This window comes from Escherichia sp. MOD1-EC6021 (assembly GCF_002965245.1).
In the GTDB taxonomy this organism is placed as follows: Bacteria; Pseudomonadota; Gammaproteobacteria; order Enterobacterales; family Enterobacteriaceae; genus Escherichia; species Escherichia coli_F.
In genome coordinates, this window is record NZ_PTRU01000017.1 from 20,368 (window position 1) to 37,319 (window position 16,952).

15 protein-coding genes are annotated in these 16,952 nt (G+C 51.4%); 13 read left to right on the plus strand and 2 right to left on the minus strand.

Going from position 1 to position 16,952, the window contains the following annotated elements; genetic code table 11:
• The first annotated feature begins 19 nt into the window (after positions 1-19).
• From BEB54_RS18425 to BEB54_RS18435, 3 genes are read left to right on the plus strand one after another with little or no spacing between them, the layout of a single operon-like run.
• The gene (locus BEB54_RS18425) at positions 20-994 is read left to right on the plus strand and encodes a Bug family tripartite tricarboxylate transporter substrate binding protein (protein WP_000589811.1); all 975 of its coding nucleotides are present in this window, start codon (positions 20-22) and stop codon (positions 992-994) included.
• A gap of 16 nt (positions 995-1,010) precedes the next feature.
• On the plus strand, positions 1,011-1,517 hold the full coding sequence (locus BEB54_RS18430) for a tripartite tricarboxylate transporter TctB family protein (protein ID WP_105277613.1): 507 nt from the start codon (positions 1,011-1,013) through the stop codon (positions 1,515-1,517).
• Between the two features lie 12 nt (positions 1,518-1,529).
• Entirely contained in the window at positions 1,530-3,020 is a 1,491-nt protein-coding gene (locus BEB54_RS18435) for a tripartite tricarboxylate transporter permease (protein WP_105271942.1), read from the plus strand.
• 210 nt (positions 3,021-3,230) lie between these two features.
• On the opposite strand, the gene udp is transcribed toward BEB54_RS18435, so the two are convergent.
• A complete protein-coding gene (gene udp, locus BEB54_RS18440; protein ID WP_000045181.1) occupies positions 3,231-3,995 on the minus strand; it encodes a uridine phosphorylase in 765 nt (254 codons plus the stop codon).
• 261 nt (positions 3,996-4,256) lie between these two features.
• On the opposite strand from udp, the gene BEB54_RS18445 reads away from it, so the two are divergent.
• From BEB54_RS18445 to BEB54_RS18490, 10 genes are all read left to right on the plus strand, one after another.
• Positions 4,257-5,066 (plus strand): dienelactone hydrolase family protein, encoded by an 810-nt coding sequence (locus tag BEB54_RS18445; RefSeq protein WP_105277614.1) that lies wholly within the window; start codon positions 4,257-4,259, stop codon positions 5,064-5,066.
• 256 nt (positions 5,067-5,322) lie between these two features.
• The gene (locus BEB54_RS18450; RefSeq protein ID WP_046082265.1) at positions 5,323-5,991 is read left to right on the plus strand and encodes a cysteine hydrolase family protein; all 669 of its coding nucleotides are present in this window, start codon (positions 5,323-5,325) and stop codon (positions 5,989-5,991) included.
• Between the two features lie 5 nt (positions 5,992-5,996).
• On the plus strand, positions 5,997-6,857 hold the full coding sequence (locus tag BEB54_RS18455; RefSeq protein ID WP_046082708.1) for a DUF2877 domain-containing protein: 861 nt from the start codon (positions 5,997-5,999) through the stop codon (positions 6,855-6,857).
• Between the two features lie 94 nt (positions 6,858-6,951).
• Positions 6,952-8,511 carry an acyl-CoA synthetase FdrA gene (gene fdrA / locus BEB54_RS18460; RefSeq protein WP_046082707.1) on the plus strand — a complete coding sequence of 520 codons (1,560 nt, stop codon included), beginning with the start codon at positions 6,952-6,954 and terminating at the stop codon, positions 8,509-8,511.
• Positions 8,508-9,932: a DUF1116 domain-containing protein gene (locus BEB54_RS18465; protein WP_105282245.1), complete on the plus strand. Its 1,425-nt coding sequence runs from the start codon at positions 8,508-8,510 to the stop codon at positions 9,930-9,932. The genes fdrA and BEB54_RS18465 overlap by 4 nt, the downstream gene beginning before the upstream one ends.
• Complete coding sequence (gene arcC, locus BEB54_RS18470; protein WP_105277616.1) at positions 9,925-10,881, plus strand: carbamate kinase; 957 nt, start codon at positions 9,925-9,927, stop codon at positions 10,879-10,881. The genes BEB54_RS18465 and arcC overlap by 8 nt, the downstream gene beginning before the upstream one ends.
• 16 nt (positions 10,882-10,897) lie before the next feature.
• The gene (locus tag BEB54_RS18475; RefSeq protein WP_000214035.1) at positions 10,898-11,287 is read left to right on the plus strand and encodes an allophanate hydrolase-related protein; all 390 of its coding nucleotides are present in this window, start codon (positions 10,898-10,900) and stop codon (positions 11,285-11,287) included.
• A gap of 25 nt (positions 11,288-11,312) precedes the next feature.
• Positions 11,313-12,536, plus strand: coding sequence for a cytosine permease (locus BEB54_RS18480; RefSeq protein ID WP_105277617.1), 1,224 nt, complete (start codon positions 11,313-11,315; stop codon positions 12,534-12,536).
• Positions 12,537-12,613: 77 nt separating this feature from the next.
• Positions 12,614-13,510: a LysR substrate-binding domain-containing protein gene (locus BEB54_RS18485; protein WP_105277618.1), complete on the plus strand. Its 897-nt coding sequence runs from the start codon at positions 12,614-12,616 to the stop codon at positions 13,508-13,510.
• Positions 13,511-13,686: 176 nt separating this feature from the next.
• A complete protein-coding gene (locus tag BEB54_RS18490) occupies positions 13,687-14,484 on the plus strand; it encodes a fumarylacetoacetate hydrolase family protein (protein ID WP_105282246.1) in 798 nt (265 codons plus the stop codon).
• Between the two features lie 91 nt (positions 14,485-14,575).
• On the opposite strand, the gene metE is transcribed toward BEB54_RS18490, so the two are convergent.
• Positions 14,576-16,837 carry a 5-methyltetrahydropteroyltriglutamate--homocysteine S-methyltransferase gene (metE, locus tag BEB54_RS18495; protein ID WP_105277620.1) on the minus strand — a complete coding sequence of 754 codons (2,262 nt, stop codon included), beginning with the start codon at positions 16,835-16,837 and terminating at the stop codon, positions 14,576-14,578.
• Positions 16,838-16,952 lie beyond the last annotated feature (115 nt).

Here is a 16,952-nt window from a genome sequence, read left to right on the forward strand (position 1 = left end):
AAATAAGGATATAAAAGCAATGATAAAACATCTTACCTTACCGAAAAAAATGGCTGCAATGGTACTTCTTGCCGGCGCTGCCCTCAGCACTGCGCCTGTGCAGGCGGCCTCCTGGCCAACCAAACAGATCGAGTTAGTCGTACCCTACGCGGCCGGAGGCGGTACGGATCTGGTTGCCCGTGCCTTTGCTGATGCCGCCAAAAACCATTTGCCCGTCAGCATCGGGGTTATCAATAAACCTGGCGGTGGCGGCGCTATCGGCCTGAGTGAAATCGCCGCTGCCCGCCCTAACGGTTACAAAATGGGTTTAGGCACGGTTGAACTGACCACCCTTCCCAGTCTCGGAATGGTGCGTTTTAAAACCAGCGACTTTAAACCCATTGCCCGTCTGAATGCGGATCCTGCGGCTATCACCGTCCGTGCCGATGCACCGTGGAATAGCTATGAAGAATTTATGACTTACGCCAAAGCGAATCCCGGAAAAGTACGCATTGGTAACTCAGGCACCGGAGCAATCTGGCATCTGGCGGCAGCTGCACTGGAAGACAAAACGGGCGTGAAGTTTTCTCATGTCCCATATGACGGCGCAGCCCCTGCCATTACAGGCCTGTTAGGCGGGCATATTGAAGCGGTTTCCGTAAGCCCAGGTGAAGTTATCAATCATGTGAAAGGCGGCAAGCTGAAGACACTGGTAGTGATGGCGGATGAACATATGAAAACCATGCCTGACGTACCGACGTTAAAAGAGAAAGGCGTTGATCTCTCCATCGGCACCTGGCGCGGTCTGATCGTGTCGCAAAAAACGCCGCAGGATGTGGTTGATGTTCTGGCTAAGGCCGCAAAAGAGACGGCTGAAGAGCCTGCATTCCAGGATGCACTGCAAAAGTTGAATCTCAACTATGCATGGCTTGATGGTGCCAGCTTCCAGACCCAAATCAACGAGCAGGAAAAGTACTTTGACGAGTTACTAACTCGGCTGGGCTTGAAAAAATAATCCCGAGGTACGGTCGATGAACACAAAACAGTCTGTTGCTCAACTCGCCGTACCGCACCGCAAGCGCCTTTCATCCACTGTGGTGGTGGCGCTGTTACTTTGTGTAGTTGCTGGCACGGTGATGATTAATGCCGCTGATTTTCCAGCAACTGCCATTGAAACGGATCCCGGTGCAAGTGCCTTCCCTTCTTTCTATGCCTGCGCTCTGATTGTGCTCGCTGTCTTACTGGTGATACGCGATCTTTTGCTGGCAAAACCAGTCCCTTGCGCCAACGCACAGGAAAAACCGGCATTCAGGAAAACGGCAACAGGAATTGCGGCAACCGCGTTTTATATCGTGGGAATGAGCTACTGCGGTTATCTCATTACTACTCCTGTGTTCCTCATCGTCATTATGACGTTGATGGGCTACAGGCGATGGGTACTCACACCGGGTATTGCGCTGCTGTTAACGGCAATCCTCTGGTTGCTGTTTGTCGAAGCGTTACAGGTGCCATTGCCTGTCGGCACATTTTTCGAATAACAGGGGCCTGCAATGTTTGAAAGTGAACTTTTAACTCAGGGGTTTTCGACATTACTCAGTAATCCTCAGGCGCTGCTGTTTGCCACGTTTGGAGTGATGCTGGGTATTATGATTGGCGCTCTGCCTGGCCTGACAGCGACCATGGGTGTGGCGATTTTGCTGCCTTTCACCTACGGCATGGAGCCTGTTTCTGGCTTATTGATGATTTGCGGTGTCTTTTTTGGTGGTGTGTATGGTGGTTCTATCACCGCAATTTTGCTCAAAATTCCCGGTACGCCTGCCGCCGCTGCCACCGCCATTGACGGATATGAGCTGACGAAGCAGGGAAAAGCCGGGCTGGCGTTAAGTGCCGCCACGTTCTCTTCTTTTAGCGGTGGAACGCTCAGCATTATCGTATTGATGTTTCTCTCTCCGGTACTTGCCAGTTGGGCGTTGAAATTTAGTGCCTCGGAGTCCTTCGCCCTGGCAACCTTCGGACTGAGCATTATTGCCAGTATTTCCGGTGAGTCGCTGATTAAAGGGCTGATCGCCGGGATTGGCGGATTAATGATCGCAACGATAGGCCTCGATCCGATGGGCGGTTTTCCACGCTTTACGGGCGGGTTTGTGGAACTGATGAATGTGCCATTTATCCCGGTGATGATTGGTCTGTTTGCTGCTTCAGAAGCGTTCCGTTCTATGGAACAAAACCAGCAAATTCGTCAGGGTGCGAAAGTGGCTATTGGCAGTCTGTTACTGCCCTGGCAAACACTACGCCGCATCACATTAACCATTTTGCGCTCATCAGGATTAGGGGTTTTTATCGGCATGATCCCCGGTGCGGGGGCGGATATTGCGGCTTTTGTTGCCTATAACGAAACTCGTCGTTTCAGTAAGACACCCGAAAACTTTGGTAAGGGTGAGATTAAGGCGGTGGCCTCCTGTGAGGCAGGCGCGAATGGCTGCACAGGTGGCGCGTTGTTACCTATGCTGACGCTGGGGATTCCAGGCGATGCGGTAACTGCCATCATGCTGGGCGCGTTAACGTTACAAGGGATGCAGCCAGGCCCACTGATGTTTACCGACCACGGCGATATGGTTTATACGCTGTTTGTCGGCATGATCTTTTGTTACTTCATGCTGCTAGTTCTTGGACTGCTCTCTTTGAAAGTCATCGGTAACGTGGTGAAGATCCCCGGCAATATTCTCACGCCGATGATCCTCGCGCTTTGTGTTGTTGGGACTTATGCGCTGAACAACAGCCTGTTTGATGTTGGCATTATGCTGATTGCAGGCGTGGTGGGCTATTTCATGCAAAAAGGGGGGTATCCGGCGTCACCCGTAGTGCTGGCATTGATTATGGGCCCAATGGCGGAAAGTAATTTTCGCCGTGCGCTGTCGCTTTCTGGTGGGTCACTCGACTTTCTGTATACCCGACCGATCACTCTGGCATTGCTGACACTGGCAGCCTTTACGCTACTGACGCCAATAATACGCAAAATTATGCGCTTACGGCGTCAGTAATTGATATCGCTCCCCGACGTTGGGGAGTATGAGACTGATGACAAACGCTAAATTGCCTGATGCGCTGCGCTTATCAGGCCTACCACAGAAATGCAATATATTGAATTTGCATGCTTTTGTAGGCCGGATAAGGCGATCACGCCGCATCCGGTATGAACAAAGGACACGTTAACAACAATCGGAATGCTCCCCTAAGCCAGGGAGCGTTTTTTATTTCAGCAGACGACGCGCCGCTTCCACCACGATTTTCACCGCCTGGCTTTCGGTTTGTTTCATCGTCTCAGCATTCGGGATCTCTTGCTGGGTACGATTGACGATAACGCCCGCCACCATACCCGCACGCAGGCCCTGGCTTGCACACATGGTCAGCAGGGTTGCAGATTCCATTTCATAGTTCATTACGCCCATCGCCTGCCACTCTTCCATAGAACCTTTAAAGTGACGGACTACGCGACCAGAGTAAGTATCGTAACGTTCCTGACCCGGGTAGAAGGTATCAGAAGAAGCCGTCACACCAACGTGAGTGGTGGCACCAATTGACTTCGCCGCTTCAACCAGCGCGGTCGTACATTCGAAATCTGCCACAGCCGGGAACTCCAGCGGAGCGAAGTGCAGGCTCGCGCCATCCAGACGAACAGACGCCGTGGTCACCAGCACATCACCCACATTAATATGCGGCTGGATAGCGCCCGTTGTACCGATACGCAGGAAGGTGCGAATGCCCAGCTGTGCCAGCTCTTCAACCGCAATAGAGGTAGACGGGCCGCCGATACCGGTAGAGCAGACGATAACAGGTTTACCATCCAGCTCTGCACGCCAGGTGGTGAATTCGCGGTGAGATGCCAGCTTAACCGGCTTATCCATCAGCGCGGCGATCTTTTCCACACGATCCGGGTCGCCAGGGACGATGGCAAGCGTAGCCCCTTGTAAATCGTTTTTAGTGAGGCCGAGATGAAAAACATCAGACTTGGACATATACAACTCCTCTGTGAATCGGTTTAGTCAGAAGAAGCAAAAAGACACTTTACCGAAGGGTTTAACATTTTTTCGTGACACTCATCACCTTGATGCAAATGCGTTGCATAAATTTACCCAGCAAAAGTGATGCGAATCACATAAATCACTCTTCATTCTGCATGACTGCATAAAAGATGAGCCGATTCAGGCAATGTGATTTGTTGCATGCTGACTATAGTTAACATTGCGCAACATTTTTATAAGGGTACGGAGAATACCATGGCAACAACACAACAATCTGGATTTGCACCTGCTGCATCACCTCTCGCTTCGACCATCGTTCAGACCCCGGATGACGCGATTGTAGCAGGCATCACCTCTATCCCTTCACAAGGGGATAACATGCCTGCTTACCATGCCAGACCAAAGCAGAGCGATGGCCTATTACCAGTGGTCATTGTAGTGCAGGAAATTTTTGGCGTGCATGAACATATCCGCGATATTTGTCGCCGTCTGGCGCTGGAGGGGTATCTGGCTATCGCACCTGAACTTTACTTTCGCGAAGGCGATCCGAATGATTTTGCCGATATCCCTACGCTGCTTAGCGGTCTGGTAGCAAAAGTGCCTGACTCGCAGGTGCTGGCCGATCTCGATCATGTCGCCAGTTGGGCGTCACGCAACGGCGGCGATGTTCATCGCTTAATGATCACCGGATTTTGCTGGGGTGGGCGCATCACCTGGCTGTATGCTGCGCATAATCCACAACTGAAAGCAGCGGTGGCATGGTACGGCAAATTAACCGGCGATAAGACGCTGAATTCACCGAAACAACCTGTTGATATCGCAACCGATCTTAACGCTCCGGTTCTCGGCTTATATGGTGGTCAGGATAACAGCATTCCGCAGGAGAGCGTTGAAACCATGCGCCAGGCGCTGCGGGCTGCTAATGCGAAAGCAGAGATTATCGTCTACCCGGATGCCGGGCATGCATTCAACGCCGATTATCGCCCGAGCTATCATGCCGAATCTGCGAAAGATGGCTGGCAGCGAATGCTGGAGTGGTTTAAGCAGTATGGTGTTAAAAAGTAACGCCATAGCCGCTAAATCTGATGATTAAGCTCACACAATTTCAACGATTTTTTTAATCTCAAAACCATACAGCATCAAAAAATTTGTTGCTGTATGCCACTCTTTGACTCCCTTCACATTCGTCATCACACCACCTGTTGAATGCAAAAATTTCGTTGCTGTGCGGCAAACTTTTTTCCTGTTTTATGCCGCTTTTCTCCTGAATACTCGCTCTCAGAACAACTGGATCGTTTAAACATCAGACAGGAGATTTACCATGACGCAATCCATTTTTCAGGCTCAACCCTTTGAATTACCTTTTGATCCGCGCACAACTGCACTGGTCATGATCGACATGCAGCGTGACTTTGTCGAAGCAGGGGGCTTCGGTGAGGCACTGGGCAATGATGTTTCACTGGTACGCACGGCTATCGCACCATGTACAGAGGTGCTGGCAGCCGCACGTCAAAAAGGAATTATGGTTATTCATACTCGTGAAGGCCATCGTGCAGACTTAAGCGACTGCCCGCCAGCCAAACTGACGCGCGGCGGAAAAACCTTTATTGGTGAACCAGGACCGATGGGACGCATTCTGGTCAGAGGTGAAGCGGGTCATGACATCATTCCTGAACTGTACCCAGTGACAGGCGAACCGGTGATTGATAAGCCCGGTAAAGGCGCTTTTTATCAAACCGACTTACATCTGATTTTGCAAAACCACGGTATCAAGACGCTGATAGTTTGTGGTGTAACAACCGAAGTTTGCGTAACCACCACCGTGCGCGAAGCAAATGACCGTGGCTATGAATGCATTATCCCGGAAGATTGTGTCGGCTCCTATTTCCCGGAATTCCAGAAATATGCCCTCGAGATGATCAAAGCACAAGGTGCCATTTTCGGTTGGGTGAGTGATTCCAAAGCCATTATTGCAGGTCTGGAAGGCTAACGCCGATGGTACAGGTGACGCTTTGCGCATCATCGTTGGGATATCTTTTCCCGCAAAATGAAACGCAAGATTTACGTCTGCATAGTGCTTTTAAACATGCGGTAAATCTGTATTCAGAAGCGGGAACATTCATCACTCTGTTGTGTGCGCAAACGTATCTGAATCTCCCTGATGCCGCCAGAGTCAACCTGCCTGAGAATTGGGACTGGCGAAGAGAGATTGCCCATTCAGATCCCATTCAGTTAACCCCAGGCTTGTTACAAACACCTCGCTTTTGCGTGGTGCTTCATAACACAACACTTTGGCAACCGCCATTTGTGGGGGGAATGCTGACACTTGAGGCATTCCCTTTGGTTTTCCAGCACTACCCAACGATGGCATCGCAACGGCTTTTATTTTGTCTGGAGCATAACGTTCAAAGCACATTGCACCTGCCGGATAGTCTCACGCACCAGGGATTAGCGATTATGGAACATCCAGATGCACTGGAACGCCAGGTGCCACAACTGATCGGCTTTGGTAAAGGCTTAACGCCCGATGGAGATGACTATTTGTTGGGCTATCTGGCAGCGCTCTGGTTATGGCAACTCCCTGCAACACTTGCCGATCATCAATACCGGTTGCAGCAGGCAATTGATCAACATGCGCACAACACCACGGATATCAGTCGTCATTATCTGGAGCGTGCGCTTCAGGGGCATTTTTCAGAACCGATTTGCCAGTTACTCGCACAACTGGTTGGGGGCGCATCGGAAATGACAATCGCATCCTGTGCAGAACAGGTCATGCAATTTGGCGCAACGTCAGGAGTAGATTGCCTTGCAGGAATGCTGCATGGCTTTCGAACCCTGAACACCATGAATTGATTTCAACCTTTTCTCCCGTAGCCCATTTATGGCGCTACACGGGGATGCTTTGCCCGAATTTTGCTATCGGGCGGAATAAAACAGGCGTAACAGCATGAAAGTTAAATATAAAGTTTTCAGCAATCTTTATCAGGACTCGGTTTCTCTGATGCAGATTTCCGCGCAAATCAGTAAGTTGCCCGGTATTCAACAGGCCTCGGTCGTCATGGGAACACCCAATAATCTCGAACAATTGCGCGATGCGGGTCTGGGTAACGAAATCAACGCCAGTCCCAATGATTTAGTGATTGCAGTCATGGGTGAAGAAGATATTTGCAATGAAGCACTGATACTGGCCCAGCAACGTCTGACCAGCAAACCCGATGATGAAACGGATAGTGGCATTAAAACACCGGAAAATGTCAGCCTGGAAATGGCACTGGAAGCCGACACCGAAGCCAACCTGGCACTCATTTCTGTACCGGGAGACTACGCCGCCGCCGAAGCAATTAAAGCGTTAAACCTCGGAATGAACGTGATGATGTTCAGCGATAACGTCAGTATCGGGCAGGAAAAATCCATCAAAACACTTGCCCGAGAACGTCAGCGCATCGTAATGGGACCTGACTGTGGAACCGCCATTGTTAACGGCATTCCGTTAGGCTTCGCTAATGTGGTGAAACGCGGAGCAATTGGTGTTATTGGCGCGTCAGGCACCGGGCTACAGGAAGTGACTTGCCGAATCGACCAGCTCGGAGCGGGTATTTCTCAGGCGTTGGGAACAGGCGGGCATGATCTCAGTGAAGAGATTGGTGGAATATCGATGCTCTTCGCTTTAGATGCGCTGGCGCAAGACGATGAAACTCGCGTGATTGTGCTTATTTCAAAACCGCCTTCACCGATCGTTGCCCGGGCTATTCTGGAGCGCGCCGAGGCTTGTGGAAAACCCGTGGTGGTGAATTTCCTCGGTGCGAATCCGCATGATCTGGCACGTCCCAATATCACCGCTGCCGCCACACTTGCCAGCGCCGCAAATATCGCCGTGGCAGTACTGAATGATCAGCCACTTCCGACTGTCGAGACCGAGATTTCCTGCGACGATCTCACAATGTTACAAAACGCCTGCCAGCGTCTGCCAGCCCATCGCCAGGCGATACGCGGTGTTTTCGCCGGAGGAACCTTCTGTTACGAAGCGCAACTTATCTGCCAGCAAAAGGGATTCAGCGCCGCCTCCAATACGCCAGTTGCGGGTAATCGTACTCTAGCAAATATCTGGCAAAGCGAAGGTCACACGCTGATCGATATGGGCGACGATGATTTCACCCGTGGCAAACCGCATCCAATGATCGACCCGACTCTGCGCAATCAACGTCTGCTCAACGAACTCAACGACTCACACACTGCCGTCGTGTTATTCGACCTGGTACTTGGTTATGGCGCTTCCGCTACGCCTGCCAGCGAATTACTGGACCAACTTTCACACATCGACATGAATAACGCACCGTTGCTGATTGCGCACGTTTGCGGAACGGAAGCTGATCCGCAAATACGCAGTCAGCAGATAAGCGCACTACAAAATGCGGGCATCATCATTGCCAGCAGCAATGCACAGGCGGCGCTATGGGCGAGCGCCGTTGCGCAGACTCAGTTGCAGAAAAAGGGGCTAAACGCATGAATACCTTATTTAATCAGCCTTTGAAGGTCGTGAACGCGGGACTACACAGTTTTGCTGACAATATTCAACATGCCGGGGGAAGCGCAATTGCACTCAACTGGCAGCCACCAGCACAAGGCGATATTGACGCTGGATTGGATCTGGCATCGTTGCTACGTCATCCACTAGTAGAAAATGCCAATCAAATCGCCATGACACGTTATCTCGAAGCACAACCCGTGCTGGTGGATGTCATGCTCGCTAAAGAGGCCATTCCAGCAATGGCTGAACAAAAACGTATTTTGCACTCTGGCCCGCCGATTGCCTGGGAAGAGATGTGTGGTCCGGTAAAAGGGGCGATTATTGGTGCCATGCTGTACGAAGGTTGGGCCACCAGCCAGCAAGACGCTGAAAACCAGATAAACGCAGGCGAAATCGACCTTGCCCCTTGTCATCATTATCACGCGGTTGGACCAATGGCAGGCATCATCAGCCCGTCGATGCCGTTATGGGTGGTAGAAAACAAAACCAACGGCCACCGTACTTTTAGCAATTTCAATGAAGGTCTGGGTAAGGTTCTCCGTTTTGGTGCCAATAACGATGAAGTTCTCAATCGTCTGGCCTGGATGCGCGATGAACTGGCACCGGCAATGAAAGCAGCAATCGCACAACACGGCGAGCTGGAACTCAAGCCATTAATGGCGCAGGCGCTGCATATGGGGGATGAAGTTCATAACCGCAATGCTGCCGCTACCGGTTTGCTGATTAAGCGCCTGCTCCCGGCATTGCTGGCCTGCTCTCTTCCACAGGAACATATCCAGCGCGTCGTGGCATTTATCACCAGTAACGATCACTTCTTCCTCAATCTGTCGATGGCTGCCTGTAAAGCGATGATGGATGCCGCCGCCAATGTACCGTTCAGTTCAATGGTTACGGTGATGGCGCGTAACGGGGTGAATTTTGGTATTCGGCTTTCCGGTACTGGCGATCGCTGGTTCCAGGCTCCTGCCAATGCAGTTGAAGGTCTGTTCTTCCCCGGATTTGGCGTCGACGATGCCGCTGCTGACCTGGGTGATAGCGCAATTACCGAAACCGCAGGTGTGGGTGGCTTCGCGATGGCGTCATCTCCAGCGATCGTCAAATTTGTGGGAGGCACCCCTGCCGATGCCACCAATAACAGCCGTAGGATGCAAGCAATCACCCTCGGTGGTAACCCCGCATTTACACTTCCTGCCCTCAATTTTGCCCCCACCGCAGCAGGGATTGATGCGCGTAAAGTGACCGATCGCGGCATTTTACCGGTCATCAATACGGGTATCGCCCACAAACAAGCGGGGGTCGGGCAAATTGGTGCCGGGATCACCACTGCGCCGATGGCCTGTTTTGTCGCCGCTGTACGTGCACTGTCTGAGATCGTCGCAAAGGAGAACCATCATGGTTAAGCCACTGGCTGTTGTCGCAGTTGGCGGCAATGCGCTCATTCAGGACGAGCAACGCAATAGTATTCCCGATCAATATGTTGCAGTGATGGAAAGCGTGCAGCATATCGTTGATATGGTTGAAGCCGGATGGGACCTGGTGCTTACCCACGGTAATGGCCCGCAGGTGGGCTTTATTCTGCGCCGCTCTGAACTCGCCAGTAACGAAGTTTCTCCGGTTCCACTTGATTACGCCGTGGGTGATACACAAGGTGCAATTGGCTACATGTTCCAGAAAGCGCTGCATAACGAATTGGCTCGCCGTGGCATAAACAAACCGGTAATTGCGATGGTGACACAAACGCGAGTCTGCCCACATGACGATGCTTTCACCAGCCCCAGTAAACCGATTGGCGCGTTTCTCGATGAAGCAACGGCCCTACAACGCCAACAGCAACTCGGCTGGACGCTGATGGAGGACGCCGGGCGTGGTTGGCGGCGTACAGTTCCCTCTCCTGCGCCACTGGAAATTATTGAGCACGACACCATCGCTCACCTGGTGCGCCAGGGATATCTGGTTATTGCCTGCGGCGGTGGCGGTATTCCGGTGGTGCGAGACGGACAACAACTGAAAGGTGTGGAAGCCGTGATCGATAAAGATCTGGCCTCCGCGCTGCTCGCCAGTCAGTTAGGCGCAGATCTGCTGGTGATCCCCACCGGTGTAGAAAAAGTGGCGATTAACTTTGGTACACCACAACAACAGTGGCTCGACGCTATCAGCGTTGCCGAAGCGCAAACGCTGTTACGGGAAGGTCAGTTTGGTGTCGGCAGTATGCAGCCCAAATTGGAAGCCATTGTTGATTTCATCAATGCCAGCCAACAACAAGGCAAACAGGCCAGCGGCCTGATTACTTCACCGCAAACCATAAAAGCAGCCCTTTCGCATCAGAGCGGCACATGGATAACCCTTTAATTCTCTGGAGAACTCAATGACTACAACACTTTTAGCCGTTAACGGAACGCTGATGCGTGGCCTGGAACTCAACCCAAATATGCAAAAAGCGGGCGGCATTTTTGTCCGTGAAGACCGAACTGACGCCCATTACAGGTTGTGGAGTATTAACGATCGTCATCCGGGAATGATTCGCGTGAATGAAGGAGGAACACACGTCGACGTAGAAATTTGGCAATTACCACTGGCCAGTTTTGCCGCTCTGTTAATGAGCGAACCCGCTGGGCTGGCAATTGGCAAAATCAAACTTGCCGATGGTAGCGAAGTGCTGGGCGTACTGGCAGAAAACTGGCTGACCGAAGGCCAACGGGAAATTACAGAACTGGGTAGCTGGCGCAAATACACCGGGCATTTTCATACTGTGTAACGCGCATTTTTAAAGGGAACATACTATGCGTAAAAAAGAAGAGAATCTGAATACAGCATCAGGATTGCGTATTGCCATGATTTTACTGGGTATTGCCGTCACACCTGTGCTGTTGTCATCCTCAAGCCTCGGCAATCAACTTTCCAGCGGCAGTTTAATTAGCGTCGTATTGTTAGGCGGCGTCATTCTGACCTTACTTTCAGCCATCACCATTAGCGTGGGAGAAAAAGCCCGCCTGCCAACGTATGGCATTGTGAAATATTCGTTTGGCGAAAAAGGGGCCATCGCCATTAACATTTTGATGGCGATAAGTCTGTTCGGCTGGATTGCCGTTACCGCCAATATGTTTGGTCATTCGGTACATGACTTACTGGCTCAACATGGACTGGAAGTTCCACTAGCACTGTTAGTGGCTGCTGGCTGTGTCATTTTTGTCGCCTCTACAGCATTTGGTTTTGCCGTTCTGGGAAAAATTGCCCAGGTTGCCGTGCCGGTTATCGCGCTGGTGCTGTGTTACATCCTCTATGTGGCAACCCATACCGAAGTGGCAGCACCAGCGGTGATTGTGGAGATGAATACAGGTGTCGCCGTTTCCACCGTTGTTGGCACCATTATTGTGCTGGTTGCCACACTGCCTGATTTCGGTAGTTTTGTGCATAACCGCAAACATGCGCTGATTGCCGCAGGCGTGACGTTTCTGGTTGCCTACCCTCTGCTCTACTGGGCGGGTGCAACGCCGAGCGCCATTAGTGGTCAGGGATCTTTACTGGGTGCGATGGCGGTATTCGGTGCGGTTCTGCCCGCGGCGCTGTTGTTGATTTTCGCCTGCGTCACCGGTAACGCGGGCAATATGTTCCAGGGCACGCTGGTGGTTTCCACACTGCTTACCCGCTTTCCCAAATGGCAGATTACCGTGGCGCTGGGTATCCTTTCCGCCATCGTAGGCAGTCTGGATATTATGGCGTGGTTTATTCCGTTTCTGCTGTTCCTGGGTATCGCCACGCCACCCGTTGCCGGAATTTATATCGCTGACTTTTTCCTTTATCGCCGTAATGGCTATCAAGAGTCAGTGTTAGCCCAGGAGTCACAGATTAAAGTGCTGACATTCGCAGCATGGATCATAGGTGCAGCGGTTGGCTTTATGACCGTAAAAGGCTTATTCACCCTGACAACAATCCCTTCGGTGGACTCCATTCTGGTGGCATGTATCGCGTATGCAATTCTCAGCCGGGTAAGTCAACGCAGCTAGTTCCTGGGTATACTAAAGCAATAATTACGGCTGAATCTGGAGAGATTCAGCCGCTTTACCACTGACCAGGGAGCCTTATGTTCATCTCTGACGAAACGCTTCGTGTTATTCATCTGGTCGCCAGACACCAGAGCATTACCACCGCAGCCGAGCAGTTAAATAAAGTACCTTCCGCCATCAGTTACACCATTAAGAAAGCAGAAGAGAGTCTGGGCGTTGAGCTGTTCATTCGTAAGGGACGCTATATTGAATTATCCCCGGCGGGGAGTTATTTCATCGAACATAGCAAAACTATTTTGGGCGATCTGGAGGCGTTAAAGCGCAACACAGTGTTGATTCACGATGGTATTGAACGTGAACTGACAATTGCTGTGAACAATATTATTCCTGGTGATTTGCTGGTGGCATTTATTCGTGATTTTGAACGGCAATTCACATCAACAACGCTGACGGTTGATCTTGAGGTATACAACGGCTGCTGGGATGCGCTGTACAGTAAGCGTGCCGATCTGGTCTACGGTGCTCCTCATGCAGTGCCAAGCAGTGAAGGCATCATTAGCGAACCGATCGGACAAATGGAATGGGATTTTGTCGTCAGCCCACTCCACCCACTGGCAGCGAAGCGGCATCCATTAGAAAACAGTGAATTGCGTCATTATCCGGCGGTTTGTATCCGCGATACCTCCGTTAACTTTCCCCCGATGCAAGCCTGGCTGTTGGAAGGACAAAAACCCATTTTTGTTCCTGACTTCGCTACGGCAATCGCCTTAATAGAACAAAACGTCGGTATTGGCTATATTCCACATCATCTGGCATTGCCATTATTAAACAGCGGTAAATTGCTTAAAAAGCCAATGCGCGAACATAAACACGCCACCAAGTTATTTCTTGCCGCTCGTTCCGATGGTATGGGCAAAGCCTGCCAGTGGTGCATAGAATATTTAAGAAATCCGCAATTAATTTTCTGCTCCTGAAAAGTCCCTTAATACCTGACACACATAACAAAATAGCTTCCAGTGTGGTGGCGTCATAACCACAATGGGCTTTTGATTGTAATACCCGAACTGCATGGATTGCTGATGACTACCGGGTTTCTGGCCCACCTTCCTGCAGATCTCCTGTTATCTGATGATTATCCCGTGAGCTATTAATGAAACTCGTTAGTTTTACCCACAATAACGCCCATCGTTATGGGATCCTCCAGGATAGCGGCGTGACGGATTTAACGCTGCATTTTCCACAATACCCAACCTTACGGTCATTTCTGGAAGTACTGGAAAATATTCCTCCTTCGACCCTGGCCACACTGGAAATCAACTATCCGCTGGACGACATCACCTTTTTACCGCTGATACCCGATCCGCAAAAAATTCTTTGTGTTGGGATGAACTATCAGGAGAAGCGTCTGGAGTTTGATGAAGAAGATCCGGCACCGACGTTGTTTGTGCGTTTCCCTGATTCGCAATGTGGACATATGGGAAACATCATCAAACCCGCAGCCAGTCAGGAATTTGACTATGAAGGTGAGCTGGCACTGGTGATTGGAAAAGGTGCGCGCAATATTTCAGCAGACAATGCACTGCAACATATTGCGGGATATAGCTGCTATATGGATGGCTCTGCCCGTGACTGGCAACACGCCTGGTTTACCGCCGGGAAAAACTGGCCCTCAACCGGGGGATTCGGTCCGTGGTTGGTAACGCGTGACGAAATTAAAGATCCCAATACGCTTTGTATCAAAACGCGTCTTAATGGCGTGGAAGTTCAAAACGAAAACACGCTCAATATGATACACAGCGTTCCAGAGCTGATTGCCTATATCAGCACCTTTTGCCAGTTATTCCCCGGCGACGTGATTTTAACGGGTTCTCCTGGCGGGGTTGGGAAGAAACGCACGCCACCGTTATTTTTAAAAGATGGCGATACCATTGAAGTGGAAATCGAATAGATCGGTTGTTTATATAACCGGATTATTGATGAGATTCCTGAAAATATCGCCGTTTGATCAATCACGGAGGCTTTCGCCTCCGTTCTTATTATCATCCCCGACGCAAATTCTGCGCCGCCTGCACCATGTTCGCCAGCGCGGCGCGGGTTTCTGGCCAGCCGCGCGTTTTCAGACCACAGTCCGGGTTAACCCACAGACGCTCTGCCGGAATGCGTTTTGCCGCTTTCTTCAGCAGGGACTCAATCCATTCCACGCTCGGTACGTTTGGCGAGTGAATGTCATAGACGCCTGGACCAATTTCATTTGGATAATCAAACTCTTCAAACGACTCCAGCAACTCCATGTCGGAACGCGAGGTTTCGATTGTGATGACGTCAGCATCCAGCGCCGCAATCGAATCCATGATGTCGTTGAACTCGCAGTAACACATGTGAGTGTGGATTTGCGTGTCATCTTTCGCTACGGCAGCGTTGATACGGAAAGCCTCCACGCCCCACTGAAGATAGGCATCCCAGTCGCTGCGACGCAGTGGTAAACCTTCGCGCAATGCCGGTTCATCAATCTGGATGATGCCAATTCCAGCCGCTTCCAGATCGGCCACTTCATCACGAAGCGCCAGCGCAATTTGTTTGGCGATGGTTTCACGGCTGACATCTTCACGCGGGAACGACCAGCAGAGAATGGTCACCGGACCAGTCAGCATCCCTTTCACCGGTTTGTCGGTCAGCGATTGCGCATACTTCGCCCACTCCACAGTAATCGGTGCCGGGCGGCTAACGTCACCAATAACAATCGGTGGCTTCACGCAACGGGAACCGTAACTCTGTACCCAACCGTTTTGCGTAAAGACAAACCCGTCGAGGTGCTCGCCAAAGTATTCCACCATGTCATTACGCTCGGCCTCACCATGCACCAGCACATCCAGACCCAGACGTTCCTGCTCAACAATGGCCTGCTTGATATGTTCTGCAATGCCCGTACGATAGTTGTTGGCGTCGAGATTACCCTTTTTGAAATCCAGACGCAGGGTACGGATTTCTGTGGTTTGCGGGAAAGAGCCAATCGTGGTGGTCGGCCACGCGGGCAGTTTAAAACGCGCACGCTGGGCTTCAGCACGCACTTCATAGACATTCGCACGCTGACTGTCCTGGGCGGTGATCGCCGCCAGACGCTTTTCTACCGCCGGATTATGGACGCGGGTTGAGTGACGACGCGCCTGAATCGGTGCACTCCACTCTGCCAGAGCTGCCGTGTCACCACTGTTCAGCGCATCGCGCAGCAATGCCAGTTCATGGCATTTTTGCAGGGCGAAGGCAAACCAGCTTTTCACTTCTGCATCAAGACGCGTTTCCACGCTCAGGTCGATAGGGCTGTGCAGCAATGAGCAGGAAGATGCCACCCACAAATCACGTTTGCCGACAATGTCCTTAATTTGCGCATATTTCTCGGTAAGATCGGCGCGCCAGACGTTACGACCATTGATAAGACCAGCAGATAGCAGCCAGTCAGAAGGCAGACGCTTGTGCAGTTCAGCAACGTCATCTTTACCATGTACGAGATCGACATGCAGACCCTGAACAGGCAGCGCAGTAATGGTGTCGAGGTTTGGCGTTACGCCTTCAAAATAGGTAGTCAGCAGCAGTTTCACCTGGCCCTGGAGCGCGTCGTAAGCGGGTTTATAGGCGTCCAGCCACGCCTGCGGCAGTTCCAGCACCAGCGCGGGTTCGTCGATCTGTACCCACTCAATGCCGCGTTTTGCCAGTTCTGCCAACACTTGCTGATAAACCGGCAGAATGTCGTTTAGCAGGCTCAGGCGATCAAACTGTTCACCTTTCACTTTACCCAGCCACAGGTAGGTAACCGGTCCCAGCAGCACGGGCTTGACCTTGTGGCCCAGCGCCAGCGCCTCGTCCACTTCCTCCAGCAGCTGCGTCCAGGTCAGTTTGAACTGCTGGCCTTTAACGAACTCCGGCACCATGTAGTGATAGTTGGTGTTAAACCATTTGGTCATTTCCGCTGCCGCCGCAGGTTCGCCAGTCGGTGCACGTCCACGACCAATACGGAACAGAGTGTCGATATCTACCGAACCATCTTTGTTCTGGTGACGCGCCGGAACGTTACCCAGCAGCAGGCTGGTGGTCAGTACATGATCGTACCAGGCAAAATCGCCCACCGGCAGCAGGTCGATACCCGCTTGCTTTTGTTGATCCCAGTGACGAGCACGCAGTTCACGCCCTACTGCCAGCAGTTCTTCACGCGTGGTGTTCCCGGCCCAATAACTCTCTTGCGCTTTTTTCAGCTCGCGACGCAGGCCAACGCGAGGGAAACCGAGGGTGTGATTAAGAATTGTCATTATATGCCCCTTATGGAATTTTTAGTATTTAGCCGTCCAGATGTTTACACATCCATAATTGGCGGTTACTGTATATTCCTCAAGCGCAAATTATTCATGCCGAAGTGAAGGACTT